The sequence below is a fragment of the Maridesulfovibrio ferrireducens genome, from assembly GCF_016342405.1.
Classification (GTDB): Bacteria; Desulfobacterota; Desulfovibrionia; order Desulfovibrionales; family Desulfovibrionaceae; genus Maridesulfovibrio; species Maridesulfovibrio ferrireducens_A.
The window spans coordinates 1-24,629 of record NZ_JAEINN010000010.1 but is presented as its reverse complement, the minus strand read 5'-3'; the positions used below and the strand labels follow the sequence as shown (position 1 = coordinate 24,629).

General features: G+C 42.3%; 23 protein-coding genes. 11 read left to right on the top strand and 12 right to left on the bottom strand.

Going from position 1 to position 24,629, the window contains the following annotated elements:
* Positions 1-66: 66 nt before the first annotated feature.
* Complete coding sequence (locus JEY82_RS11770; RefSeq protein ID WP_304085657.1) at positions 67-903, bottom strand: nitroreductase family protein; 837 nt, start codon at positions 901-903, stop codon at positions 67-69.
* 159 nt (positions 904-1,062) lie between these two features.
* On the opposite strand from JEY82_RS11770, the gene JEY82_RS11765 reads away from it, so the two are divergent.
* Complete coding sequence (locus JEY82_RS11765; protein ID WP_304085656.1) at positions 1,063-1,437, top strand: helix-turn-helix domain-containing protein; 375 nt, start codon at positions 1,063-1,065, stop codon at positions 1,435-1,437.
* A gap of 129 nt (positions 1,438-1,566) precedes the next feature.
* Here JEY82_RS11765 and JEY82_RS11760 read toward each other — a convergent pair whose 3' ends face one another.
* The 7 genes from JEY82_RS11760 to JEY82_RS11730 form a co-directional block, all read right to left on the bottom strand.
* Entirely contained in the window at positions 1,567-1,884 is a 318-nt protein-coding gene (locus tag JEY82_RS11760; RefSeq protein WP_304085655.1) for an IscA/HesB family protein, read from the bottom strand.
* A gap of 129 nt (positions 1,885-2,013) precedes the next feature.
* The gene (locus JEY82_RS11755; protein WP_304085653.1) at positions 2,014-2,877 is read right to left on the bottom strand and encodes an AraC family transcriptional regulator; all 864 of its coding nucleotides are present in this window, start codon (positions 2,875-2,877) and stop codon (positions 2,014-2,016) included.
* 66 nt (positions 2,878-2,943) lie between these two features.
* Positions 2,944-3,336, bottom strand: a complete 393-nt coding sequence (locus JEY82_RS11750) for a cupin domain-containing protein (protein ID WP_304085652.1) — start codon at positions 3,334-3,336, stop codon at positions 2,944-2,946.
* A 139-nt stretch (positions 3,337-3,475) separates the two neighbouring features.
* Positions 3,476-3,859 carry an OsmC family protein gene (locus JEY82_RS11745; protein WP_304085650.1) on the bottom strand — a complete coding sequence of 128 codons (384 nt, stop codon included), beginning with the start codon at positions 3,857-3,859 and terminating at the stop codon, positions 3,476-3,478.
* A gap of 132 nt (positions 3,860-3,991) precedes the next feature.
* Positions 3,992-4,384 carry a YkgJ family cysteine cluster protein gene (locus JEY82_RS11740; protein ID WP_304085648.1) on the bottom strand — a complete coding sequence of 131 codons (393 nt, stop codon included), beginning with the start codon at positions 4,382-4,384 and terminating at the stop codon, positions 3,992-3,994.
* Positions 4,385-4,672: 288 nt separating this feature from the next.
* Complete coding sequence (locus JEY82_RS11735) at positions 4,673-5,071, bottom strand: GNAT family N-acetyltransferase (protein WP_304085645.1); 399 nt, start codon at positions 5,069-5,071, stop codon at positions 4,673-4,675.
* Between the two features lie 223 nt (positions 5,072-5,294).
* Positions 5,295-7,103, bottom strand: coding sequence for a hypothetical protein (locus JEY82_RS11730; protein WP_304085644.1), 1,809 nt, complete (start codon positions 7,101-7,103; stop codon positions 5,295-5,297).
* Between the two features lie 166 nt (positions 7,104-7,269).
* Here JEY82_RS11730 and JEY82_RS11725 point away from each other — a divergent pair, with 166 nt between their 5' ends.
* From JEY82_RS11725 to JEY82_RS11685, 9 genes are all read left to right on the top strand, one after another.
* Positions 7,270-10,413, top strand: coding sequence for a UvrD-helicase domain-containing protein (locus tag JEY82_RS11725; protein WP_304085642.1), 3,144 nt, complete (start codon positions 7,270-7,272; stop codon positions 10,411-10,413).
* A gap of 213 nt (positions 10,414-10,626) precedes the next feature.
* Positions 10,627-11,499 carry a cobamide remodeling phosphodiesterase CbiR gene (gene cbiR, locus JEY82_RS11720; protein WP_304085640.1) on the top strand — a complete coding sequence of 291 codons (873 nt, stop codon included), beginning with the start codon at positions 10,627-10,629 and terminating at the stop codon, positions 11,497-11,499.
* Between the two features lie 103 nt (positions 11,500-11,602).
* Entirely contained in the window at positions 11,603-12,109 is a 507-nt protein-coding gene (locus JEY82_RS11715; protein ID WP_092159939.1) for a bifunctional adenosylcobinamide kinase/adenosylcobinamide-phosphate guanylyltransferase, read from the top strand.
* 2 nt (positions 12,110-12,111) lie between these two features.
* Positions 12,112-13,107, top strand: coding sequence for a bifunctional oligoribonuclease/PAP phosphatase NrnA (locus JEY82_RS11710; RefSeq protein ID WP_304085637.1), 996 nt, complete (start codon positions 12,112-12,114; stop codon positions 13,105-13,107).
* Between the two features lie 53 nt (positions 13,108-13,160).
* Positions 13,161-15,845 (top strand): DNA polymerase I, encoded by a 2,685-nt coding sequence (gene polA / locus JEY82_RS11705; protein WP_304085635.1) that lies wholly within the window; start codon positions 13,161-13,163, stop codon positions 15,843-15,845.
* Positions 15,846-15,858: 13 nt separating this feature from the next.
* Positions 15,859-16,158 (top strand): DUF1844 domain-containing protein, encoded by a 300-nt coding sequence (locus tag JEY82_RS11700; RefSeq protein WP_304085633.1) that lies wholly within the window; start codon positions 15,859-15,861, stop codon positions 16,156-16,158.
* A 70-nt stretch (positions 16,159-16,228) separates the two neighbouring features.
* On the top strand, positions 16,229-17,284 hold the full coding sequence (argC, locus tag JEY82_RS11695) for an N-acetyl-gamma-glutamyl-phosphate reductase (RefSeq protein ID WP_304085631.1): 1,056 nt from the start codon (positions 16,229-16,231) through the stop codon (positions 17,282-17,284).
* A 134-nt stretch (positions 17,285-17,418) separates the two neighbouring features.
* Positions 17,419-18,669: an EAL and HDOD domain-containing protein gene (locus tag JEY82_RS11690; protein ID WP_304085629.1), complete on the top strand. Its 1,251-nt coding sequence runs from the start codon at positions 17,419-17,421 to the stop codon at positions 18,667-18,669.
* A gap of 99 nt (positions 18,670-18,768) precedes the next feature.
* Positions 18,769-19,680 carry a protein-glutamate O-methyltransferase CheR gene (locus JEY82_RS11685; RefSeq protein ID WP_304085627.1) on the top strand — a complete coding sequence of 304 codons (912 nt, stop codon included), beginning with the start codon at positions 18,769-18,771 and terminating at the stop codon, positions 19,678-19,680.
* Positions 19,681-19,694: 14 nt separating this feature from the next.
* On the opposite strand, the gene JEY82_RS11680 is transcribed toward JEY82_RS11685, so the two are convergent.
* The 3 genes from JEY82_RS11680 to JEY82_RS11670 all read right to left on the bottom strand — a co-directional run bounded on the left by JEY82_RS11680 (position 19,695) and on the right by JEY82_RS11670 (position 22,987).
* Complete coding sequence (locus JEY82_RS11680; protein ID WP_304085625.1) at positions 19,695-20,072, bottom strand: response regulator; 378 nt, start codon at positions 20,070-20,072, stop codon at positions 19,695-19,697.
* A 232-nt stretch (positions 20,073-20,304) separates the two neighbouring features.
* The gene (locus JEY82_RS11675; RefSeq protein WP_304085623.1) at positions 20,305-22,359 is read right to left on the bottom strand and encodes a ribonucleoside triphosphate reductase; all 2,055 of its coding nucleotides are present in this window, start codon (positions 22,357-22,359) and stop codon (positions 20,305-20,307) included.
* Entirely contained in the window at positions 22,283-22,987 is a 705-nt protein-coding gene (locus JEY82_RS11670; protein ID WP_304085621.1) for an anaerobic ribonucleoside-triphosphate reductase activating protein, read from the bottom strand. Before JEY82_RS11670 ends, JEY82_RS11675 begins: the two co-directional genes overlap by 77 nt.
* Before the next feature lie 577 nt (positions 22,988-23,564).
* On the opposite strand from JEY82_RS11670, the gene JEY82_RS11665 reads away from it, so the two are divergent.
* A complete protein-coding gene (locus tag JEY82_RS11665; protein WP_304085619.1) occupies positions 23,565-24,098 on the top strand; it encodes a hypothetical protein in 534 nt (177 codons plus the stop codon).
* Here the strand turns inward: JEY82_RS11665 and JEY82_RS19695 are convergent.
* The gene (locus tag JEY82_RS19695) at positions 24,070-24,375 is read right to left on the bottom strand and encodes a zinc-ribbon domain-containing protein (protein ID WP_369681161.1); all 306 of its coding nucleotides are present in this window, start codon (positions 24,373-24,375) and stop codon (positions 24,070-24,072) included. The genes JEY82_RS11665 and JEY82_RS19695 overlap by 29 nt on opposite strands.
* Positions 24,376-24,629: the final 254 nt, after the last annotated feature.

The window sequence follows — 24,629 nt, the reverse complement described above, 5'->3', positions numbered from 1 at the left end:
TACAACTGCAAAGTTGCAAACCCTTATCTTTATGGTGTTTTCATTGTAAGTGCTAAAATAAGAATCTTAAATTTTATTAAGTTTGGGAAAGTTCACACGATCAGAGGAGATTTGCACTGTGCGATGATAGGTTACAGTCGGTTTTCCAAAAAGCATCATATATCCGACTTCATGATCTGCAGGGATACCCAGTTCTGTTAGCAGATCGGGGGCAAATTCATTTAATGACATTATGGCCAGACCGCACCATGTTGTTCCAAGTCCCATACTTGCGGCTTGCAGTTCAAAGTAGCTGAGGGCGATGACACAGTCTGCTAGGGGAGTGCCTATACCGCGCGGGGTCGAAGCTATAACTATATGAGGTGCGTGACGGTAGATATGATCTGCTCCGTTCTGCCAGCCGTTAATGTAGTCGACCAGCCATTTTTGTTTTTCAGAAAGAGGGGCATTGCTGTCAATTTTTTCCTGAATAGCTGAATAGGTCCGCTGACGTAATATGCTCATGGTATCTATATCATTTACTACTGTCAGTAAGACTTTCTGTCTATTCATGCCTGTAGGTGCGTAGGCAATAATTTTAAGCAGTTTGTCCAGAGTTTCCGTGTCAATATTTTCCTGACGGTATTGCCGCGTGGATCTACGGCTTTTTATAAGGTTTTCCATTTGCTTCGATGACGGAACATCTGCAGGAAGTTGGAGGCTGTTTTGAGGATCAAGTCCCATGATACTGAGTGCTCCGGTGGGGCAGACGGCAAGACAATGCTGACATTGGATACAGTTGTTTATCCTGTCTGAAATCATGGAAGGTATACCGTCTGAAAGTTCCAGAATTTGATGAACGCAGTCTGTCGCGCAATCTCCACATCCTATACACAGCTCTTCATTAATTTTTATTTGAACCATTTTTATCCCCTTCATATAACATGAATTGTTTATTTTCTTCATTTGCAAGGCTTCGACAACGTATTGTCTTATTAACACCCATGCAGTAGAAAAGGAAAGTAGGTACCTTTTTGTACCGTAGTATACAAATGGAAACTGAAGAATAAATGAGGAAAAGCGATGGCTGAGTGTCAGGTTAAAAAAAGCGGACGGCATGAATATTATTGTAGTGTGGAGCTGACATTGCAAGTTATCGGGGGAAAATGGAAACCGATAATTCTTTATCATTTGGGAAGAAACGGTACACATCGTTTTGGAGAACTCAAGTTGGCTATACCGAATATTACTCAGAAAATGCTGACCCAGCAATTACGGGAGCTGGAGAAGGATGGGGTAATTGATCGTTTGGTCTACGCAGTTGTGCCTCCGAAGGTTGAGTATTCGCTTACGGAATTGGGGCACACTATTATTCCTGTGCTGCAACATCTTGGACAGTGGGGGCAGCAATATGAAGAATATAGCAGAGAGCACGGGTTGAGCGAAGTGACAGCATAGCCCGTAAGAATCCGGGATTGTAAGTTTTAATGTTAAAGTTGCTGAATATAAAAAAGTAAAGGCCGGAATTTTTACATTCCGGCCTTTCATTATCTCTTAAAACAATTGGTTTAACCCAATCTATTTTTATTAACCGCAGCTTCCGCAACTTCCGCAACAACTGCCGCCTTCAGACGGTGCTTCGAAAACGAGAGAGGAAGAAACTTCAATACCCATAGGTGTTAAATTAATTTCCATCGGTTTTGCCTGATCCAAAAGATCTTTATCCAGTACGAAATCATAACCTTCAAGGGTAATGGTTTCATCGCCTTCTTTTGCTGCGTCAAGCCCTAGAGCAAGGCGGCTTCCGCTACAAGCAGATGCAATATATATACGGATAGGTTCTTTGTCTTTGCCTTCAAAGTGCTGGTCAAGAACTTCTTTTGCTTCATTTGTAATTTTGAGCATTTATATTCTCCTGATTTGGTTTGTTCTTAAAATGATAGCCTTCATTTCATGTATGTCAACAGCAGATGTCGAAAAAATAAACAACTATTTGTGTTGGCAAGGTCTTTGTTGGGAATCTATCAACTTTATCTATTGTTCAGGTAGATTTACGTTTGAAACATTCTCAGCAATAAACCGCCCCGGAGAAATACCTATTACACGTTTGAAGTGACGGGAAAAATGACTTTGGTCAAAAAAACCGGAATTAAGTGCAGCTTCTGCCATTGGAGTACCATTTCTTATTAATTGCTCAGCTTCGCGCACCCGGCAGTTGATTAGATATTCCTGCGGAGATATTCCGTATTTTTTGACAAAAAGTTTTTGAAGGTGAAAAGAGCTGATGCACGCAATTTCGGATAAATTGTTGAGGGTCAGATTATTCCTAAAATTTTTAGTTATAAAATCTTTTACTCTCGCAAGCGGTTTTTCCTGAGGGCCGCTATTTTCTTCCTGCGGTGGAATCGAACTTAAATGTTGGATTGCATGATAAAGAAATGAGTTCAAAGTAGTTTGTCTTTCCAGTGTATTTCCGGAGGTTTCAAGCAAATCAAAAAAAGTATTAAACGATTCGGAGTCGGTGTTGCGGTAAACGGTATAAGGATTAAAGCCCGGTGCAGGGCAGTGCTTTCCGCAGATATCTTCAGCAAGCTTTTGCATGAAATTTTTATCAACACACAGGGCACGATATGAATGCGGGCCGCTTGTACCTTCTGAAAAGGATTCACAGCTGTGAGGAGTGCCGGGGGACAGTATACACATTTCCCCGGCACTGAATTCAATTTTTTGTGAATGAAACTTAACCCGGCGGATGCCGGTATCAATCATACTGAAAATGTATCCTGAGTGAACGTGGCGAGGGAATTTATTGGCAATATTTATTGCCTCCACCGCGGTTGCATAGGGGATTCCGTCCAGCTCACGGAATATGATTTTTTCATTCTTTTTTGAGTTCATCGTAACGTTGTTGTATCAAAGTGATAAATTCAAATCTACCATGTGAAGGTAGTCATTTTAGCATAATTACATGAGGGCTGGGAAAAATTTTGCGAGCAGGGTCAGTCCGTCTTTACCGGCTTGAACGCTGTGTGTTTTCCCTTTGGGAATAACGGCTGAACGTCCCGGATGATAATTCATTGTCTTTTCATCTAAAAGAGCGTCTCCGTCACCTTTGATTACTTCATGCAGTTCCCATTGATTTTCGTGGGTGTGAGTTTCAAGCTTGCATCCGGGGTCTATGCGAACCATGTGGCAGCTGAGCTGTCCTTCTGTCTTTGAGCCTGGAATAAGATGCTTAATATAAACACCTTCAAATGCGGGATGAGGATTCCAGCCGAGGTCTGAGCATTTGGTAGAATCGTTAAGGTGTTCGACAAATCCATTGGAAATCAGAGCTGATAATTCTTCGGGCTGCATTCTGCTTCTCCTTTGAAATAGGGGTTGGTGTTGAGCAGTATATAGCCGGGAATATGAGGCGTAAGATTGTATGATCTTGTGAATTTAAATAAAAAAGTTTTAAGGAGACTGCACTTTTGCACAGTCTCCTCAACTTTGACTAAACTAATTCAAGTTCAAAAGCGGGCGGGTTAAGCAGATGTTTTTTAACAGGGCAAAGGTCAATGGCCCGGAGCATCGCTGCTTTGTATTTCTCAGGGAAACCCTCGGGTAAGGTAAGAATATAGTTAACTTTTGATATGTGAGACGTTTCAAAGTGCTGACAGTATTCAACGTTAAGAGCTATGCCATTCATTGCGATTGATCTGGATTCGCAAAAGTTACGCGCATATTGAGCTGCGCAGGTTGCAAGTGACGTTATAAATAAATCAAGAGGATCGGGGGTTGTCCCTTCTGCTGATTGGTCTGTACCAACAGTAAAATTCCCCCCCGTCGCGTTAAGTTTCTTTCCCTCACCGAATTCAATTTTTACTTTTTTGAGCATTAATACCCCGAATTTAAAATGCCTGTATTATTGAGTGCCGTAATTCGCGGGATAAAATCTGCTTTACTTATGGATAAAAATCAATGGCTGAATCCTGTTAAAAAGCGTTTTTATGCACACTTTGAAATGATTTTAAAAATCCTTATTTCGAGGAAGTTTGATGCAGTCTTCATCTTTGCGTGCGTCTTCCAGAATTTTTTCAAAATCAATTTCCGTGGACATCCTGAAGCTACATCCTTTGGGAAGCTGTCCGTTCTGAAAAAAGATAGATGGAGCTGGGAAAGTTTTACAGATATTAGGGCGGTTTTCATAGTCTGTGCACCTTCCGTTTTTTCCCAAACGGGTGCAGGAAAATTTCAGAAAACCATCTTCGGTTTTTCCGCATATTTCAAAAAAATTGAGATATGGATTTTTAATTGAAGCCTTGCGAACTTGTTTTTTAGTTCGCAGCCATTTGGAACCGACATAAAGGGATATTTCCTGACAACATTTTCCGCACATGTTGCAGGAACCGCGAATGACCACGGTTTGTTTCCTTTTTTTTAGACGCCATCGGCGGAATATAGATGCTAATTGGTGAAAAATGGACATGCTTATATTGATGGTTGGAGTTTGCCGGGCTAAAAATTAATATTAGTAAAGTGGTGTGATTGCAACACTCTGTGTACAAAAGAAAAACCCCGTTGACTAGGGGGTGAAATCCTTTTCAACGGGGTTTGCAGCGTATGAAGATCCGCGCCTGAATCTTCATCTGCTACAAGATGGGGATTGTTCAGGGAATGAACAACAGAGTGTAAGTGAAATATATTTTTATTAAAGTGTACTCACAAACATGGGAGCTTTATCTGCGTGATGAGTAAAGCCGCAATGTTCGTAGAAACCTATTTTTTCATTCATTGAAATTAGCACCTTGCGCGGGATATCACTGTAGATGTCCAACATTGTGTCGACCAGCTTTTTACCGATGCCGTGGCCCTGAAAGTCTGGATGCACAACGAGATACTGAAAGTAGACAGTGAGCACTGTATCGGTCATTGAATTAATCAGGCCGATCAAAGTGCCGCCGTCCCATGCCGAATAAACTTTATGGGAGTTGAACATAGCTTTTTGCAGTTTCTGCGGATAATTTCCAGATTCCCAGTCAACGGAAAGAAAGAGCTTTTCAAGTTCCTCAGGACTGAGATCTTTTGTCCAGCTGTATGTTATTGCCATGATTTTCCTCCTTTAATGTTGTCGTTGAAAGAAACATAAAGGAACGGCAATCTATATGTCTAATATATAATTTAGTGATGATTGATACTTTTAAAGTATTGGTTCCCAATTCCTGCTTACGGGATTTGTGGGTGAAGTCGGTGAAGTTGTTTTGGCAGTGCTGGAGCGAAAGGTGAAAAACGGTGCTAAACTGGCTTAAAGCAGCTTAGCACCGCGTAATTTATTAATTTTTCATGTATTTTTTATAGCAGGCAATTGCATTCATGGCGAAAAGTGAGGTGGTCACTTCGCTGCCTACAATGATGCGTGTCGGGTGGCGAACCATTGTCCATTCGTACGCTTTGTATGGATGGTTTTTGCGTCCTTCACCTAGGTGATCGTGCAGAATGCGAATCCCCCGCTCAATTGTTCCGTCGCCGGGTGTTTGATATTGCAGCAGACAAAGCGTTGCCACGGCTAGCGATGCGTCAAACGGATTAAGAGTTGCGCCCAGCATATCGTATTTGCAGTAATTTATGGCGAGGTGACGGATTTCTTCCACTTTGCCTGCAGGATCTATAATCTGCCGTTCCTCTTTGGGGATGGTCAGCCAAGTGTCATATAATCTTCCCGCATAGCTCACGTATATTTCAGGCAGATAAAATCTGACTGCGTTGTCGTGCTTGAAATTTCCGCTTACGAACGCATTGTGATGAAAGGTGAGGAATCTTTTTACTGTTTCCAGATTTTCACCTTCAAGAGCTTTCCACTGAGCGCGGTTGATCAGAATTGATTCAAGGATATCCATGTTGTGACCGGGGCAGATTTCGTTGCCGAGAGTCTCACGGATCATTCTACCGTTCTCTTTTTCAAACGGTTTATCAAACCATAAAGGAACCGCGCCGAAATAATCGAGCGGGCGGGTCATGGTTATGGTCGGAGGATTGGTTTTGTTGCCTCCGCCGATCTGATATTCGTTGATAATTTCAACCCACGGGAAATCCAGAAACTTTTCGCAGTTTTTGAGAAGTTCTGCGTCACTGGTCAGACCTTTATTTTCGACCAGATCAAGCCATTTGCGACTCATGGCAAGGGCAAGAAATGTAGTATCTACGTCCGGCACGTAATCATCGAAACCAAGCTCTTTTTTAGCTTTCCAGTCTTTCGGTTTAAGATTGCAGAGCGGTTCACCTTTATCATTCTTAGGAAGGCAGGTGATGGCGGGATGCTTGATTCCTGAGCTTGGAGCTTTAAGCCATTCCATACTGGTGACGATAAGAAAGTGCAGAATTGATTCGAGCATTTCTTTGAGTTTGTTCTGCTCATTTTGAGGCAACTCTTCCAATATATATAGGTTGTATATTTGCTCAAAAAAAATGTCGTCATAAAAAGCGGTGCGGTGTGTAATCCATGAAACGGGCATGCTGAGCGGCTCAGCTATTCCTTTCCACGGACGGCGGAATATTTTCATGACGAGCGGGTTGGCATGTAGGAAACAGCGCATCAAACCGAATAACAGATTGATATTTTGAAACTCAAAAGAGCCTAATCCTTCCATTATGTTCATGAAGTTTTCGCCGTCGCAAACGGAATCGCCCGGCATAATAACCTGTGCGGAAACAGGGAAATACGGATCTTCAGGATTTTTGTCCCAGACTTTGTATATGTCGTCCAGCACAGCTTTGAGAACTTCATCCACTTCAGCATCTTTTACACGCGGGGGCTTGGTGTCTGCGGTATTGCGGATTCTCCACTGCGGATCTTTCACTTTGTTAAGAAGCGCGGCAAGCGGAGCGAATGTTTTTTTTGTCCACTCTGGATTCTGCCAGTCCTCGTATGTTGCAATCATGGCTTGCGACATCATGTTGCGGTAAATTTCCACTTTATCCATGGGAATGTCAGGATGTGAACACCAGCGCAAAAGAAAGTGCTTAAGTAGGGGGTTGCCGAAAAGTTTGCGATAAAGTTTACGCAGATTCTTTCCGGGTTCGCTTACAGCTTCATTTTTAAGTATGGGGCCATCACAGATATCGTATATTGTGGCGTGCTTCACGCTGTTTTCTCCAAGTTGTATTTCAAAATTGTATTGTAAAAAGGCTGTAACAAAGCAGAGCTTGTCTTGCAATCCACCTTTGCAGGGGGTAGTGTCTCTGTGAATCTGTAGGTCAGATACGTTTTGATTGAAATTGTGTATAATTATTGGGAAATTACGGTAGAATATGGAACGATTTATAGCTGATCTTCACATACATTCCAGATTTTCCCGTGCTACAAGCAAAGGACTCACTGCGCGTCTGCTTGCAGCATGGGCACGCATTAAAGGAATAGATGTAATCGGGACAGGCGATTTTACTCATCCGGAATGGTTGCAGGAAATAGAAGAACAACTTGTTGAGGATGGTTCGGGATTACTTTCCCTTCGATCTCCGCAGGGGCTGGAAAATGAAATAGACTGGGTGGACGGTCCGCTTGCGGGACAGACCCGCTTCATGTTGCAGACCGAAATCAGCTCCATATATAAACGTCTCGGAAAAACCAGAAAGGTTCACAATCTGGTTTATATGCCCGACCTCGAATCTGTCCGTAAATTTAATGCCAAACTTGGAGCCATAGGCAATCTCAACTCAGACGGCAGGCCTATTCTCGGCCTAGACAGTAAAGACCTGCTTGAAATTGTTCTTGAAACCAGTGATCGCGCTTTTCTTGTTCCCGCACATATATGGACCCCGTGGTTTTCCCTTTTCGGTTCCAAATCCGGCTTTGATAGTGTTGAAGAATGCTACGGAGATCTTTCCTCAGAAATTTTTGCAATGGAAACCGGACTTTCTTCTGATCCTGAAATGAACTGGCTCATCTCTTCCCTTGATAAATACCGCCTCATCTCCAATTCCGATGCTCATTCCGCTGAAAATCTAGGCCGCGAAGCTAATATTTTCAGAGGTGATATGTCTTATGAAGGTATTTATCGTGCTTTGCGCGGTGAAGGGTTGGGGCATAAATTTATGGGAACTGTCGAGTTTTTTCCGGAGGAAGGTAAATATCACATGGACGGGCATCGCAATTGCGGTATTATGCTCGATCCTCATGAATCAAAGATGCGCGGGGGGATTTGTCCGGTTTGCGGCAAGCCTTTAACTATCGGTGTTTACTCCAGAATTCTGGAACTTGCTGATCGGGAAGATCCTGTTCAGCCCAAAGGACAACCTGGATTCACTTCACTTGTCCCGCTCAGGGAATTAATTTCCGAAGTTGTCGGGACCGGGCCTAAAACCAAAAAAGTTATGAACGTGTATTCTCCCTTGATTAAAGAATTCGGTTCTGAATTTTCGGTGCTGCAACAGGTTTCGCTGGAAGATTTGAAGCGGCATAATGTGCACCTTGCGGAAGGTATCAGAAGAATGCGTGAAGGGCAGGTTATACGCAATCCCGGCTTTGACGGCCAGTATGGAACTGTTTCAGTTTATTCCGCTCATGAACGCGATGAGATTCTTAACGGCATGAATCTTGTGGTTGTTCGTAGAGAGGCGGACGATCTTGATAACGGTAAAGGTCAGGCTGATATTTTGAAGACTGGCGAATTGGAAGCTCGTCCGAAAGTAGATTCCGGTGTTGTAAAATTTAATGATGCTCAAAAAAAGGCTATAGAAGAAGGTCCCGCACCTGTTCTTGTTATTGCCGGACCGGGTACGGGAAAAACTCAGACTTTAATGGGGCGCATCAAATATCTGCTTGAACGCGGAACCCGAGCAAGGCGTATTCTGGCTCTTACTTTCACACGCAAAGCCGCACAGGAAATGAATGAACGTATGCAGGCCATGCTCGGTGAAGATGAAGTTATGCCGCGCGCTGATACTATTCATGCACTTGCTTTTGAGTATTGGGTTTCCATGTTTGAGCATTCTCCGATCATTCTTAATGGAGAGACTGCCCGCAGGGTGTTTGCCAGAGCTAATCCGCAATTGACGGGATTGCGTCTGAAATCTGCGTGGGAGAGTTTATGTCTGTGCCGTGAAACACTTGAAACATTATCGGAAGAGCTGGAAAAATATAATTCAAATTATTCCAGACAAAAAGATCAATATAGTCTGGTTGATTATACAGATCTTCTTGAGTTCTGGCTGGGCGATCTCAGTTGCGGTAAGTACATACGGACATTTACACATTTTCTGGTGGATGAAGTTCAGGATCTTTCACCTTTACAGCTCGAAATTATTCGCAAGCTTGCCGGAGTTGACGGGGTGAAGAAGGGTGAAGGAGACGGTGAAGGTCTTTTCGCCATCGGTGATCCTGATCAGTCTATTTATGGTTTTCGCGGAGCTGCGGGAAACATCGTTGAAAAGTTCAAATCATATTGGCCTAACCTGATTGAAATAACTCTTGAGGATAATTACCGCTCGGCACAGGCTGTGCTGAATGTTTCAGCGTCAGTTCTTAAAAATCCTCCGAAGCTGATTGCCCATAAAAATTATGAACCTGATATGCAACTTTTTTCAGCTCCTGACGGTATTCGTGAGGCCTCATGGATTGCCGATCGGATAAAACATCTTCTCGGGTCCACCAGTCACAGTCTTGGAGATTCATTCGGACACGGGACGTTCAGCCCCGGTGATATAGCTGTGCTGGTCCGTTTTAAAGGGCTTATGGGGCCGATTGAGAATATTCTCAAACGGCAGGGGATTCCTTGCAGTATCCCGGAAGCAGAAATGTTCTGGCATGATTCTCGCGTTGAAATTTTATTAGGCGCTGCACGCAGAATGCTCGGTTTTGCTGAGTCTTCTGATGATGACTCTCCGGAAGTTCCAGAGAAAATTATAGCACGCGGCCCGCTGGGACTTTCAGCCTATCTCAGTGAAATGCCACCGTTTGACCAGTTGTTCTGGGAAAGCACTCCGTTTAGAAAAATGGTCAAAGGATACGAGGAAAATGGCGGGTGGACCGGTTTAATAAATTGGATACATATGCAGAATGATCGTGATCAGGTTCGTAATAAAGCGGAAAAAGTGCGGATAATGTCCATGCACGCAGCGAAAGGTCTTGAATTTGATGCAGTGTTTTTAGCCGGACTTGATGACGGAATAGTTCCTTTTGTCGGAATAGATGTGCTTACCGGCAATTTTTCCGGCGGAGCGGGAACGGGTATTGAAGACGTGGAAGAAGAGCGCAGGCTTTTATATGTGGGGATGACAAGAGCTAAGAAAAATCTGTATCTGTCGCATGCCGCAAAGAGGCCGCTTTATGGGCGGACTCTTAGATTACCGATCTCAAGATTTTTGAAAAATATCCCTGAGGATTCGGTGAAAAAATCAGCAATGATTGCCAAAGTAATGCAGAAAGAAAAAAAGATAAGCCTGCTGGATATGTAGGCTGAGCTCTCTCTCTATAAAAGAAACATTCGATAAAGTAGCTTTTCATAAACAGTTGACATTCGTCGTGCAGCAATGGCACTAAGCCCCGCTTGCCTTAGTCTGCAAAAGATATGCAGAGGATTTAAATAATGTTGGAAAAACATTCTACAACGTTTCATCACCCTACTCCCTGTGTCATAAATGGATTACGTCTAACTTGAAGCAAAAACTATGCCTGATAATAAAAATGTTTTCAGCCCGGATTCTTGCGGAGTAAAGGGGCTATCTGATTCTAAGGCTGAGAATCACACACAGGAAAAAACCTCTCTTTTTGCTGACGGATTGAGTGTTTTTGACATCTTCGGTGACAGTTCTTTCCCCTATGTCGTTGCGGCCCCGTCATGGGTTATTCCGGGAACTGTCGTTGAAAATTGCAGATACCTTGAAGGGCGCGTCGATGAAGTCGGATTACTCTTTTTTGAAACAGCAGCGAGTCTTGCGTACACTGAAGAGGATCTGCCTGCTGATTTAGCTGAAACCGGATTGTCGTTTCATATCCATCATCCTTTAGATCTTCCGTGGCATGAGAGTGCAGCTAAGGTTGCGCGGATAATGAATCTTCTCGCATCAAAAGCGGCACATTTGAATCCTGTTGCACATGTTCTGCATCCTCCGAAGGCGGGACCGTGTGCAGGAATTCTTCTGGCTGATCTGGCAAAAGAGTTTCGTGGAACTTCTATAGATTCTGAAAATGTTTTCATTGAAAATATTAAAGATAACAGTCTTGAAGATAATATTGATGTTATTCGGGATTGCGGATTTAAGGTTTGTTTAGATTTAGGGCACATGCAGGCGTATGGGCAGCAAAAATTGCTGGACCGGGAAGACGTTTGGGATTTGGTTGCCATGCTTCATCTTAACGGACCGGGTGTAGGCGGACGGCATGAAAGTCTTGAAAAGCTAGATAAGCCGGGTGTGAAGTTGCTTGATTGTTTTTTTGAAAAGTTTATTAAAGGCGGGACTGTTACTGTTGAAGTCTTTGAGCAAAACGGTTTTTTTAAGTCACTGCAATATCTGGCCAATAGACACGGCGAGGCTCGTTAATCTGGCAATCATTGGATGTTGTATTGTGGTTGCAGTTAACTGCGTAAATAGAGTATGAAGTGCAGAATTCGTTTTGATCCGTTAAATAGCGTGAGGAGATTTTTTGATTACATTCATACTTGGGGGCAATAAGTCGGGTAAGTCCGATTATGCGCTTGAAGTTTTTTCAAAATATTCCGGTACGAAATGTTTTATTGCGACAGGAAAAGCCCGCGATATGGCCTTCCGGAAACAGATTATGGATCATCGGAGAGAACGCGATCCGTCTATTCCGGTTTTTGAGACCGGAACGGACTTGCATCAGGTTCTTGTTAGGGCTAGAAAAGATTACGAACATCTGCTGGTGGACAGTTTAGATTTCTGGTTGTTCTCATGTAGCGAGCTTGTGAACGGAGAACAGCTGATCGGGGAGGTTGTCCGGCTTTTATCTGAATGGAAAGGGCCGGATCTTGTCTTGGTGTCTTGCGAAGTAGGTCTCGGCCCGCTGGCAATGACACGCGAAGTCCGTGAGTTTGTGAGAGGGCTCGGAGGACTTAACCGTAGAATTGCCGCAATTGCCGATGAGGCTTATCTTGTGGCTGCCGGGTTGCCTCTGACCCTGAAGAAATAATTATGGCTTATTTTAAAAAGTTTGACGAAGAGCTTCAGGACCTGCTTGCCCTTTTTAAAAAGGATGAGCGGTGGTTGATAGTGGTAAATGCTGATCCGGATTCTTTGGCCTCGGCCATGGCGCTTAAGCGTATCATGGGGCGTAAGGTTCAAGGTGTCGGCATCGCACATATTAACGAAGTAAAACGGCTTGATAATCTTGCTATGATTCATTATTTGCGGATTCCAGCCAGTAGGATCATTCCAACTCTGGTTGCGCAATATGATAAGTTTGCAATTGTAGACTCCCAGCCACACCATCATCCCGATTTTGATAAAATTAAATTTTCAGTAATTATTGATCATCATCCGTACCCAGAACAGCCGTATGTCGGAGCTGAGTATACAGATATTCGTCCTGAATACGGTTCAAACAGCGCAATGCTGACTGAATATCTTTATAATCTTAAAATACGTCCGGCAAAATTGCTTGCAACAGCATTGGTTTACGGTATCAAAACAGATACTCAAAGTTTTGAACGTCCTTTTATTGATGCGGATATTAAGGCCTTTAGATATCTGACTAAATATGCTGATATGGATATTATAAAACGTATTACGCGTAGTGAAATTCATCCAGATTGGCTTAAATATTTCTCACGGGCATTTTATAATTTGCGCAGAATTGGACCCGGTCTTTATTCTCATCTGGGCAAAGTGGAAAATCCTGATACTTTGGTTATCCTTGCAGACTTTTTTATGCGTGTTCATGATGTTTCGTGGGACGTTGTCTCCGGCGTTTATGAGGATACCCTTGTGGTTATTTTCAGAGGAGATGCTTTGCGTAAAGATATGGGCAAGATGGCCAGCAGTCTCTTTAGTGATGTAGGTTCAGCTGGAGGGCACAAAGCCGCCGCACGAGCTGAGATTCCGCTTAAAGCACTTGATGATGCTGATCCGGAATCGTATGTTGTCAAGAAACTGACCAAGGGCAAGCGTCAGGTTATGAAGCGCATTTAGTTTTATGTTTTTTCTTTAAATAATTCTCTGGAACAAATCCCCGAAGGCCATAAATGTCACTCAGTGAAAAATTGAACTTTGAAAAAAGTCCTTTGTATCTTATAGACGGTTCCGCTTTTTTTTATCGCGGATTCCATGCGTATCCGGACCTTAAACGCTCAGATGGATTTCCGACCAATGCTTTATATATAGTCCTGCGGGTTCTGTTAAAAGTTATTAAAGAAGAGAAGCCTGAATACTTGGTTTTCATGCTCGACGGTAAGGGTAAAAATTTCAGGCATGAACTTTTCCCGGACTATAAAGCACAGCGCCCGCCCATGCCGGACGATCTTAGAGTTCAGGTTGAGCCTTTGAAAGAAGCAATCAGAGCACTTGGAGTGCCTTTAATAGTTTCCGATGGCGAAGAAGCAGACGATTGTATCGCTTCTCTTGCCGCAAGGTTTAAGAGTGAACGTCCTGTTGTTATTCTTGGCGCGGATAAGGACCTCAAGCAGTGTCTGGATGAGAATGTTTTTATGTGGGACCCCGCAGGCCGGGCCGAAAAGATTACTTCTCTTGCCGATTTTAAAGAAGATACAGGACTGAACCCTGATCAATGGGCTGATTTTCAGGCTTTAATCGGCGACTCAGCCGATAATATCCCCGGAGTGCCGGGAGTAGGTAAAGTTACGGCTTCCAAGCTTATGGCTAAATATCCTACTCTTGAAGATATTCGCGATAATTTTAAATTCCTCCAGCCTAACATCAAGAAAAAGATGGAAGGGTATCTGGAAACTATTTTTACATACAGAAAGCTTACAAGCTTAAGCACTGATAGTTGTGCACATCTCGAACTTGCTGATCTTAAGGTTTCTCCTGTAAACCGTGACGACGTTGTAGCATATTTGAATACTTATGAATTCCGTTCCATGATTAGAGATGTGAATAAAGCATTCCCTGACAGTAATATTTCACCTCAGACCAAGTCCGCATCTGATGCTGGCCCGACCGGAACCAAAGCAGCGCCTGTTACAGCTAAGGGTAAGAAGCCGGCAGCGGGGCAGTTTTCTTTGTTCGGGGATGTAGCTCCTGCTCCGGTTGAGAGCAGACTTGAATTCAAGAAAGTTCAGTCCGTATCTGATCTGCCTGATTTTACGAATAAAGACGTAGGGCTTGTTCGTGACGGCAAGGAATTTTACGTCGGAGTTGAAGGTGATGAGTGGCTTTGTAAAATCGCAACTTCTGAGCTGGTTGAAGTTCTTCAACATGCAAATAAATTAGCTGTTGCAGACGTTAAATCTTTTTTCAGATCCGATCCTGCGTGGCGCAAGATTCCCCTTTCGCGCTGGTTCGACCTTAGTCTGGCCGCATATTTGCTAAATCCGGAAGATCGAAATTATCAGTGGGACAGACTTAGATCTATGCTCTTTACCGGAGACGAACTTCCTGATGCGGTAGATGAAGTCCATCCTGAAGCTCAGGGCATGGCTGCTCTTGCTTTGATGCATGTGCTTGCGCCGAGGATCGAATCTGCGGGGCTTGAAAATCTTGTAAATGAACTTGAAATTCCACTTGTACCTGTACTTGCAGATATGGAAGAAGCTGGAATTTCAATTGATTTAGATTCATTCACAGAATTTTTGAAAGAGGTCAGCGTTCGTATTCAGGAACTTACTAAGGTTATTCATGAAAGAGCAGAAGAGCCTTTCAATATCCGTTCAAGTCAGCAGATGAGTAATATCCTTTTTGATAAACTGGGGCTTAAACCTAGTGGTAAGACTCCTAAAGGCGCGCTTTCGACTGCTAACTCCGTGCTTGAAAAATTGATGGGACAACACGAAATAATCGCCGATATTTTAGAGTTCAGGAAGATGGAAAAGCTGCGGTCCACTTATCTGGAGCCACTCCCTAAGCTCGTTGGGCATGACGGTAGAATTCATACTAATTTCAATCAGTTTGCAACCGCGACAGGCAGGCTATCAAGCTCCGGGCCGAATTTGCAGAATATTCCCATTCGCGGAGATATGGGCAAGCGTATGAGAGCGTGTTTCACCGCCGGTGAAGGGCTGCGCTTGGCTGCTGCGGATTATTCTCAGGTAGAACTAAGAGTTCTTGCCCATTTTTCAGGTGATCCTACGTTGATCTCTGCTTTTGAAAATGACGAAGATATTCATTCACGCACTGCTGCGCTTCTTTTTGATAAGGAAAGCACGGATATTACCAGAGAAGAACGCGGTAATGCCAAGACGATCAACTTCGGATTGATTTACGGTATGGGACCGCAGAAATTGTCTCGTGAACTTGGAATTTCATTAAATGAAGCCAAAGACTTTATTGCAAAATATTTCGAAAAGCTTGGTGTGCTGAGAGATTTTTATGACTCTGTAGTCGAACAGGGGCGTGAGAAAGGATATGTAACGACTCTGTCTGGTCGTAGAAGATTGTTACCGGAGCTACATTCTACCAATCCGCAGGTCATATCTCAGGCTCGCAGACAGGCTATTAATACCGTTATTCAGGGCAGTGCTGCTGATATTATCAAAATGGCAATGATTAAGGTTGCAGATAATTCAGCTATTGCACATTTAGGCGGCAGACTTATTTTACAGATACACGATGAATTGCTTGTAGAAGGTCCGGAGGAATCTATCGAAGAGATCGGCAAGCTGTTGCAGGAAGATATGCAGCTTGTAACTTCTTTGGCAGTTCCATTAAAAGTTGATTTAGGACTGGGTAAGAACTGGGCTCAGGCTCATTAAAAGGAGTAATATTATGTCTGATGAAAATAATTGTAAGTGCGGATCAGGATTTTCTAAAGATATGCCTCTACCTGAGGTAAACTTTTCTACATTTGTTATGTCACTAAGTTCTTCAGCCTTGGTTCATCTTGGTGAAATTCCTGATCCTTCTACCGGAAAAGTTGAATTTACTCCCGTTATTGCAAAACAGTCTATAGATATCCTTGCAGTATTACAGGATAAAATTAAAAACGGGATGAATCCTGAGGAAGAAAAACTTCTTTGTGACCTGTTATACAATCTTCGCATGAAGTATGTTGCCAAAACCAAATAGTCAGGAATCTAAACCTGTCCGCATTCTTGCGGTTGGGTTTTATTTTATATAATTTAAAGGAAGGATCGATATGAGCGCCGGAATACCCGTCGGATTAGTCGGAGTTACAGGATATACTGGAATGGAATTGGCCCGTCTTTTGAGTGGGCATGATGCTATGAATCTTGTACGTGTGACTTCCCGTGCAGAGGCCGGCAAAAAGCTTTCCGACATTTATCCTTTTCTGATGGGACTCGAACTGGGTGAACTTACAATTACAGCTCCTGATGTCGAGGAATTGGCAAAATCATGTAAGCTTGTTTTCCTCGCGGTTCCTCATAAGACTGCTATGGACATCGGTGGCAAGCTTTATGATAAGGGTGTAAAAGTAGTTGATCTCAGTGCTGATTTCAGGCTTAGAGACCCTGAAATATATGAAGAATGGTATAAAGTTGATCACACCCGTGAGGACTTGTTGCCGAAAGCAGTGTACGGTTTGCCTGAATTTTATCGCGAGCAGATTAAAGACGCCTCTTTAGTCGCTAATCCGGGGTGCTATCCTACCTCCGCAATTGTGGGACTGACTCCTGCGCTTGCCGAAAAGATTATTGATACAACTGATATTGTTATTGATTCAAAATCCGGAACAACCGGAGCAGGCAGAAAAGCTGCTGTGGGTTCATTGTTTTGTGAGGTTTCCGATTCTTTCAAAGCTTATGGACTTGGAAGTCATAGACATACCCCGGAAATTGAACAGGAACTTTCAGTTGTTGCCGATGAAGATATCACTGTCTCTTTTAATACTCATCTTTTACCGATTAATCGCGGTATCTTATCTACTATTTATACAAAATTACGTGCAGGTGTGTCTGCGCAGGATGTTCGGGCAATATACGAAAAGGCTTATGGTTCTGAAAAATGGATTAGAGTTTTGCCCGAAGGCAAGCTTCCTGAGACTCGCTGGGTGCGGGGCACAATGTTCTGCGATGTAGGTTTGGTTGTTGATTCCCGAACCGGGCGTTTGATTATTGTTTCTGCTATAGACAATGTATGCAGAGGCGCATCAGGGCAGGCCGTCGCAAATGCAAACTTGATGTTGGGACTCGCAGAAGGTCACGGATTGAACTTGGCACCGATGATGCCGTAGAAAATATTTTTTACTGGATTTGAACCAAACTTATTGTTTTGTCTGTTGATACGAGACTATCCTTAAGGTACATTAAAAATGTACTGACAGCGTTTTAATATTTGCGCGGATAAGGATAACAACAGGATTTAATAATGAGTGACTCAGAAGTCTTTCTGGATGCTTTTTTTGTAGCCCGGCAGCCTGTGTTTACAAGGGAATTGACCATCTGGGGTTATGAATTGCTATTCCGAAATTCAGAATGCAGTTTGGGTGCTGATGTCGGGAATGAGGATGAAGCGACTTCTCAGGTCATAGCCGATGGGTTCGGTTTGATTCAGGAAGATCTTACTGAAGGGCAGAGGCTTTTAGTTAACTTTCCTCGCAATATGATTCTTGAAGATGCTGCGGTTTTGCTTCCACCTGATGTATGTGTCATCGAAATTCTTGAAAATGTTGATCCTGATCCTGACATCCTTAAGGTTCTCAATACGCTAAAGGAGCGGGGATATACCCTTGCTTTGGATGATTATATTGGACAGAAAGGATTCGAGTCTTTTGTTGAGCTTGCAGATATTATCAAAGTTGATTGTCTAGAGCTTTCAATTGATGAAATGCAAAAGCTTGTTGGAAGTTTGGCAAAGTCAGAATCAATTCTTTTGGCTGAAAAGGTTGAAGATAACGAAATGTTTAAGCTGTGTATGGATCTTGGTTTTGATTTGTTTCAAGGGTTTTTTTTCAGTCGGCCCGAAATTATCCCGGGAAAAAAGATGTCTTCCCATAATCTGAATCGCATGCAGCTTCTTCGTTCTATCAGCGGTTCTGAGTTTAATGTGGATGATCTTACCTCTGCTATAAATTCTGATGTTTCCATCAGCTATCGCCTTCTCAGATTCATGAATTCCCCTTACTTTGGATTACCTAACGCAGTTAGTTCTATTCAACAGGCCGTTGTTCTTATCGGTTATAAAAAATTAGCAGGATGGCTTCGGGTTATCCTTTTATCAGATATGTGCAGTGGGCCTGCCTCAAGTGAATTGGCATTTCTTTCAATAAAAAGAGCTAAATTCATTGAATTGCTGTCTCTTGAATTGAAAAGCCCCGGTTTGTCTTCTGATTCAATGTTTTTACTTGGTTTGTTTTCTCTTTTGGATGTTCTTCTTGGTAAGTCCATGAAAAATCTTCTTAAGGAACTTCCCATCGAGAAGGATTTGATGGCGGCTCTTTGCGGAGAATCCAGCATAGCTTCAGTTTGGCTTGAGTTAGTGATTGCTTTTGAAAAGGCCAAGTGGGAAACAGTCGGCTCAATTATAAATTCACAAAACTTATCACCCCTCTCTGTTGCTCGTAATCATTTGGCAGCAATGCAGTGGGCAAACGAAATTGTATTGCTAAGTAAGGAGTAGTTTTTTTTATAAAAATAATATATTTAATCCCTGTATGCTTCTGAAAATTAAGGTTTTTTAGGTGGTAAGTTTTTTTGGGGTCAAACTGGTGGGGTTAACATGGATATAAATAAGACTGAATTTGATCTTCTTAGAAAGCATATTTACAACATGTGCGGGCTGATCATAGGGGAAGGAAAAGAATACCTTATCGTGCATCGCTTAAAGTACCTTTTTAAAGAAAAGGGCTGTAAATCTTGGCTTGATTTTTATCATACTCTGCTCAAAGAAGGTGATTTTTTTAAAGAAGAAGTTATCTCTGCCATCAGCACTCATGAAACTAGTTTTTTTAGAGATTACCATCCCTTTGATTCAATACGCAAGAAAGTCTTACCCCGCTTGGTTCAAAACAAAAAAAGTAACAAAAAAATTCGTATCTGGTGTGCTGCTGCGTCAACAGGGCAAGAGCCTTACACTCTTTCTATGATTGTTCACGACTTAATTGAGTCTGTAGGATTTAGAACGCTTAAGCATGACGATTTTTCTATAGTTGCGACAGATATTTCTGGAAATGTGCTTGAAAAAGCTCAGGAAGGGTTGTTCAGTGAACGTGAATTTTCGCGAGGCTTACCTGATAAGTATACAAAGTATTTTAGTCAGGAAGGGAAACAATGGAAAGTCAGTCCGTCTATAAGATCAATTGTTTCTTTTCAAAAACTTAACTTGCTGGAATCTTTCAGGATGCTTGGTCAATTTGATTTTGTTCTATGCAGAAATGTTCTGATATATTTTGATGACAAAACAAAATTAGATATAGTTCACAGGATTCATTCGTTACTCCCTGAAGATGGATATTTGCTTCTGGGGGCAACAGAGTCACTTGCCGGGCAGACTGACCGGTTTGTTTCTGAGCATGAAGGAACATCTGTTCTCTACCGGAAGCAGAGTTGTTTCAGTTCTACAGGCAAAAAAACTACCCCGGTGGAGTTTCAAAAAGTTGATGGTTTATTTGCCGTCAGCAAGGGCAGGTAATTTTTGCTGTGCGATTAAATTTTATACTTATTCCCAAATAGTGATTTAATTTTTTGAATGAAAATATTCATATCCGCAACAGGCTTAAGCAGTACATTGTCAGATGAAATTCCAAGATTTCGTACATCCGGCGGGACTGCGTAGTCTACTGAACCTGTATGGATAATGAAATCCATCTCGGGGCGTATCTTTTTAAGATGAATAATTAGGTCATTGCCGTGCATTACGGGGAGCCGCATGTCTACAATTGCGATTTCGGCAGTATCCGTCTCCATCAGTTTTAAAGCTTCTTCAGCGCTTCCGACCGAAATGACATCCAGTCCTTCATCTTCAAGGTAGTCTACCAAGTTTTCCCTGACCATCTGCTCATCGTCCACAATTAAAATGCGCATATTAACTCCACTTGATGTCTACGGTCTTTATGATTTGAAAAATGTATGTAATTATATTTTCAAAATTTATTAGAAGAATAAATAAAATCATAAAACATAGTATTTTTATACGCAATGAAAATGATTATAAGCTCTGCTTCTTATCAAGAAAATAAGATTTAAAAGATACCATAAAAAAAACAGGGGCTGAAAACCCCTGTTTTTTTTAATGTAACCAATTTGATATAAGCAGCTATGAACAACTAAAAGTCGTATATTCCATTCTGTCTTTGTATTCGGCTTTTTTTCCTTCATTCCATCTGGTTACGGGACGGTAGTACCCGACTATGCGTGTATAGACTTCAGCGGGTTCACCGCAGTCAGGGCATTCATAGTGTTCTCCATAGATATACCCATGCTCCTTACATATTGAAAATGTCGGGGTGATTGACAGATATGGTATTTTGGTCTGCCGGAAAGCCTTGATGATGAAGCTTTTAAGAGCATCAAGGTCAGATATTGATTCTCCGAGAAACGTATGAAAAACGCTTCCGCCTGTATAAAGTGGTTGCAGTTTATTCTGATGAGTAAGCGCCATAATTACGTCATTGGATATTCCGACGGGAAGTGTTGTGGAGTTTGTGTAGTAAGGGGTTTCGTTACCTGACGTTTTTATGTCTGCATAAAGGCTTTTATCAATTCTTGCGAGACGGTAGCTAGTTCCTTCTGCCGGAGTAGCTTCGAGGTTGTAAAGGTTTCCGGTTTCTTCTTGAAAACGGGATGTCAGGTCGCGTAGGTGATTTAGAACTCTGGTCATAAGTCTGATGCCGGAAGGAGTTTCAATGCCCTTATCAAGCAGATTCAGACAAGCTTCATGTCCGCCTAGCAATCCTATGGTTGAGAAGTGACCTTTGTATCCGTTTTTAAGGTAACGGCGCGACCATGGGAACATGCCGTTGTCCAGATTTGTCTGGATAAGTTTTCGTTTGAATTCAAGCGAGTTTTTAGCCTGTTCAGCGTATTCTTCAATGAGGTCAAGAAAATCTTCTTCGCCTTGAGCCAGATAAGCCAGTTTCGGCAAGTTCAAAGTTACAACTCCGATTGATCCGGTCAGGTCGCCTGCTCCGAAAAGTCCGCCGACTTTGTTTCTTAGTTCGCGTAAATCCATTTGAAGACGGCAGCACATGGAACGCACGTCTTCAGGGTTTAAGTCAGAACTGATGAAATTCTGGAAATAAGGGACGCCGTATTTGGCTGTTAATTCCAGCAAAGTGCGCCCGATTTCAGAATCCCACGGAAAGTCTTCAGTCACGTTGTAAGTAGGGATCGGGAATGAAAAAATTCTATTTTGATTATCGCCGTGCAGCATTACTTCGATGAATGAACGGTTTATCATCTCCATTTCTGCGGAGTATTCACCGTAAGTGGAGTCTTGAAGGACTCCTCCTATAATAATGGCTTCACCAGCGATGTGTTTGGGTGGCACAAGGTCAAAAGAAAGATTCGTGAAAGGGCTCTGTCCTCCCCATCTGGAGGTTGTGTTCATGTTGAACACAAATTTCTGCATAGCCTGCAATACTTCTGCGTAACTAAGCTTATCGTGTCTTATAAAAGGGGCTAAGTATGTATCAACATTATTGAAAGCTTGTGCTCCGGCCCATTCATTTTGAAGTGTGCCGAGAAAATTAACCATTTGTCCGAGGGCAGCGTCAAAATGCTTAGCTGGACCGGCGCATGATCTGCCTTCAAGGTTGAATCCTTCAAGAAGAAGGTCGCGAAGACTCCATCCTGCGCAGTATCCTGCAAGACCGTATGAAAGGTCATGAACATGAAAGTATCCGTGTTCATGGGCCTGTCTGATTTCTTCAGGATATTTTTCAAGAGCGTAGCGGGCTTGTACTGTACCTGACAGATGAAGCATCAACCCCTGATAGGAATGGGTCATGTTGGCATTTTCAGCAACACGCCAGTCGCTTTGGTCAAGGTAATCGTCAATCGTTTCCTTGATGTCGAGATATGCGTCTTTTTGACTTCTCAGCCTGCGGCGGCTGTCGCGGTAGAGAATGTATTTTTTTGCAGCATTGTGCAGTCTTGAGTCCATCAGGACTTCTTCAACCATATTCTGAACATGTTCTTGTTCAGGAATAGAAACACCTTCGAGTTTGCTTTCAACTTGCCGGGCCATACGCTTGGCCATCAGGGGATCTTTAATGCCACTTGCGTTTAGTGCTTTAAATACCGCCTGTGCAACTCGCTTCGTCGACCATGTTTCCAACCGGCCGTCCCGCTTCATTATCTGCGTGGGCATGCTCTCTCCTTGGAGGAATGTATTTCTGAATGGTTAAATCAAATCCATCAGGAAGGTATCCTTTTGCTATTTCTACATCGTCATCTGTAAGTATCGGAACTTTAGTGAGACGAAAGTAGAATGCGTCAGGATTGGCTTTTGCAAGTTCGAACACTCTTTCGAGGTTTTTCTGCGCAGTTTCAGCCGTAACACCATGCCCAGTCAGAGCAGGATATTTTTCATATGGACCTTTGACATCAATGGCGAATTTCTCCACCAAACCTTGTTGAAGAATATCCTCAAGGATTTCAGGTAACATACCGTTACTGTCCATTTTTATGGGCAGTTTGGATACATTTCTGATTTCAAGAAGAATTTCTCCGAGGTTAGGAACTGTCGCAGGCTCGCCTCCAGTGATGGTGACCCCGTCAAGCCATTTAGCACGATTCCTAAGGAAAGATTTTATATCTGCTCTCGGTAAAACAGGTAGTTTTTCCATATGCCAGGCCATATCAAAGTTATGACATGTCGGGCAATACAGGTTGCATCCACCCAGAAAAATCACACAGGTTGTTTTTCCGGGCCAGTCGCAAAGACTGAGCGGTTCTAGACCGCGAACGTAATTCCATCCAGCAGATTCTATTTTCATATTATTAAAATTTAGTCAGTATAAGGGTTGAGGCGAAAGATATTTAATATCTCTCGAGCTGTGAAATTTGTGATTAAAAGACGTAATGTGTTTGTGTTCAAGACAATAACTCAGCATATAAGTTTTGTACAGGGGGGTAGTTTAAAATTTGATGTTACATCACTGTAAACAGTAGATTTCGACGTTTATCTCCAGTTTTTGTAAAAATATAAAAGTTTTCCACAAGTTCATAACCCAAAAAGATGTCGAAAATACAGGGTTTTTTCTATAGAAAGTTTAGAAAAAAAAGTTGTTTTAGCAATCTTTGGAAGTTATATACAAGGAGGATGATAATAAAAGAGAGGGGGAGATTGCGACGAATTGATTAGCCCTTTTAACACATGTTCTCACGGCTTGAAAATTATTTTGCGGGTCGCAAAATTTTATCTTTGAATGTGTAAAATACCAATTTTGTCAGATTGGTTAATCAGTAAAAACAGTGCTTGCTGAATTTCGTAGACTTGCCTTGACCTTGCACCGTAGAGTATCTTGTTTTATTCTTTAAGTGATTAACGGCGATACTTGCCGGAGTTAATAAATGCGGGGATATATGAAAAATTTTGTGCAGTTGGTAATGTTGATTGTTTTTGTGTGCATTTTTTCCACTTCCGCCAATGCCAGAAGCATGGTGGAAGAGCGTACTATGTGCATTGCTCTAAGTGCTCTTGCCCGCTCTCAGTGTAAGGATCCTGCTTCTTTTAGTTATGTTGGAAAACAAGGTGAATCTGTTTATATTTATAATGCTTTTTATGGTTCAAAATACACAGATTTTTTCTGTAAAGTTGGAGAAGGCGAGGTTAAGATCCTTTCACGTAAGAGAAAATTTCGTAGAAGTATTAAGTATTATATAGATGACAATCAATGCGGAGTTATTGCTTATTCCCCTGCATCCTGTTCAGATAGACATGTTCTTAGGTGTTGTTTTCCAAAGTCTGATAAAGAGATTAAAGCGGATAAAGAAGCTGAGTTCTGGCAGAAACCTATTCCTGATTTGTTGCAGGAAGATCAGGAAAAAGCTTTAAAAGCGCTTCAAAACAGGACAGTTAAATCTTCCGAAACCAAGCCAGAATAGCAACTGCCGGAGTAAGTATATACAAGGGCCAGTAAACCTGCTGGTAGGTGAAAAAAACGACAGCTGCCAAAAGAAAAAGGGCATAAATCCATGCTTCGCCATGCTTGGCATAAATGTCTGAATTTTCGAATGAGATATTAAGGCTATCTCTATTTTTTTTAGAGGATAATGATGCTCCGTTAAATCTCGCAAAACCTGACTGCAGCTTATGCCCGCATTGTCTACAGGTTGGGGAGCTATCTTCATTTTTTTTTCCACATCTGGTGCAGGTGATCATTCAGTCGCGTCCGTGTTTACTGTTAATTTTATCAAGACAGTGTCAATAATATATACCCGCGATTGATATTTGCAAGAATATTACCAGAGTTGCGGTTATGTGCTGAGATATCCTTTGATAATTGAATGAAATATGAAAAAATGCAATGTTTACTCCAAAGAAGACGTTTTAATTAACTCCTAGATTCAACTAGTAAGTGCAACTGTTGTTTAAGTCTCTAAATACTTGATTTGGCGTTTTAAAATCAAGACATT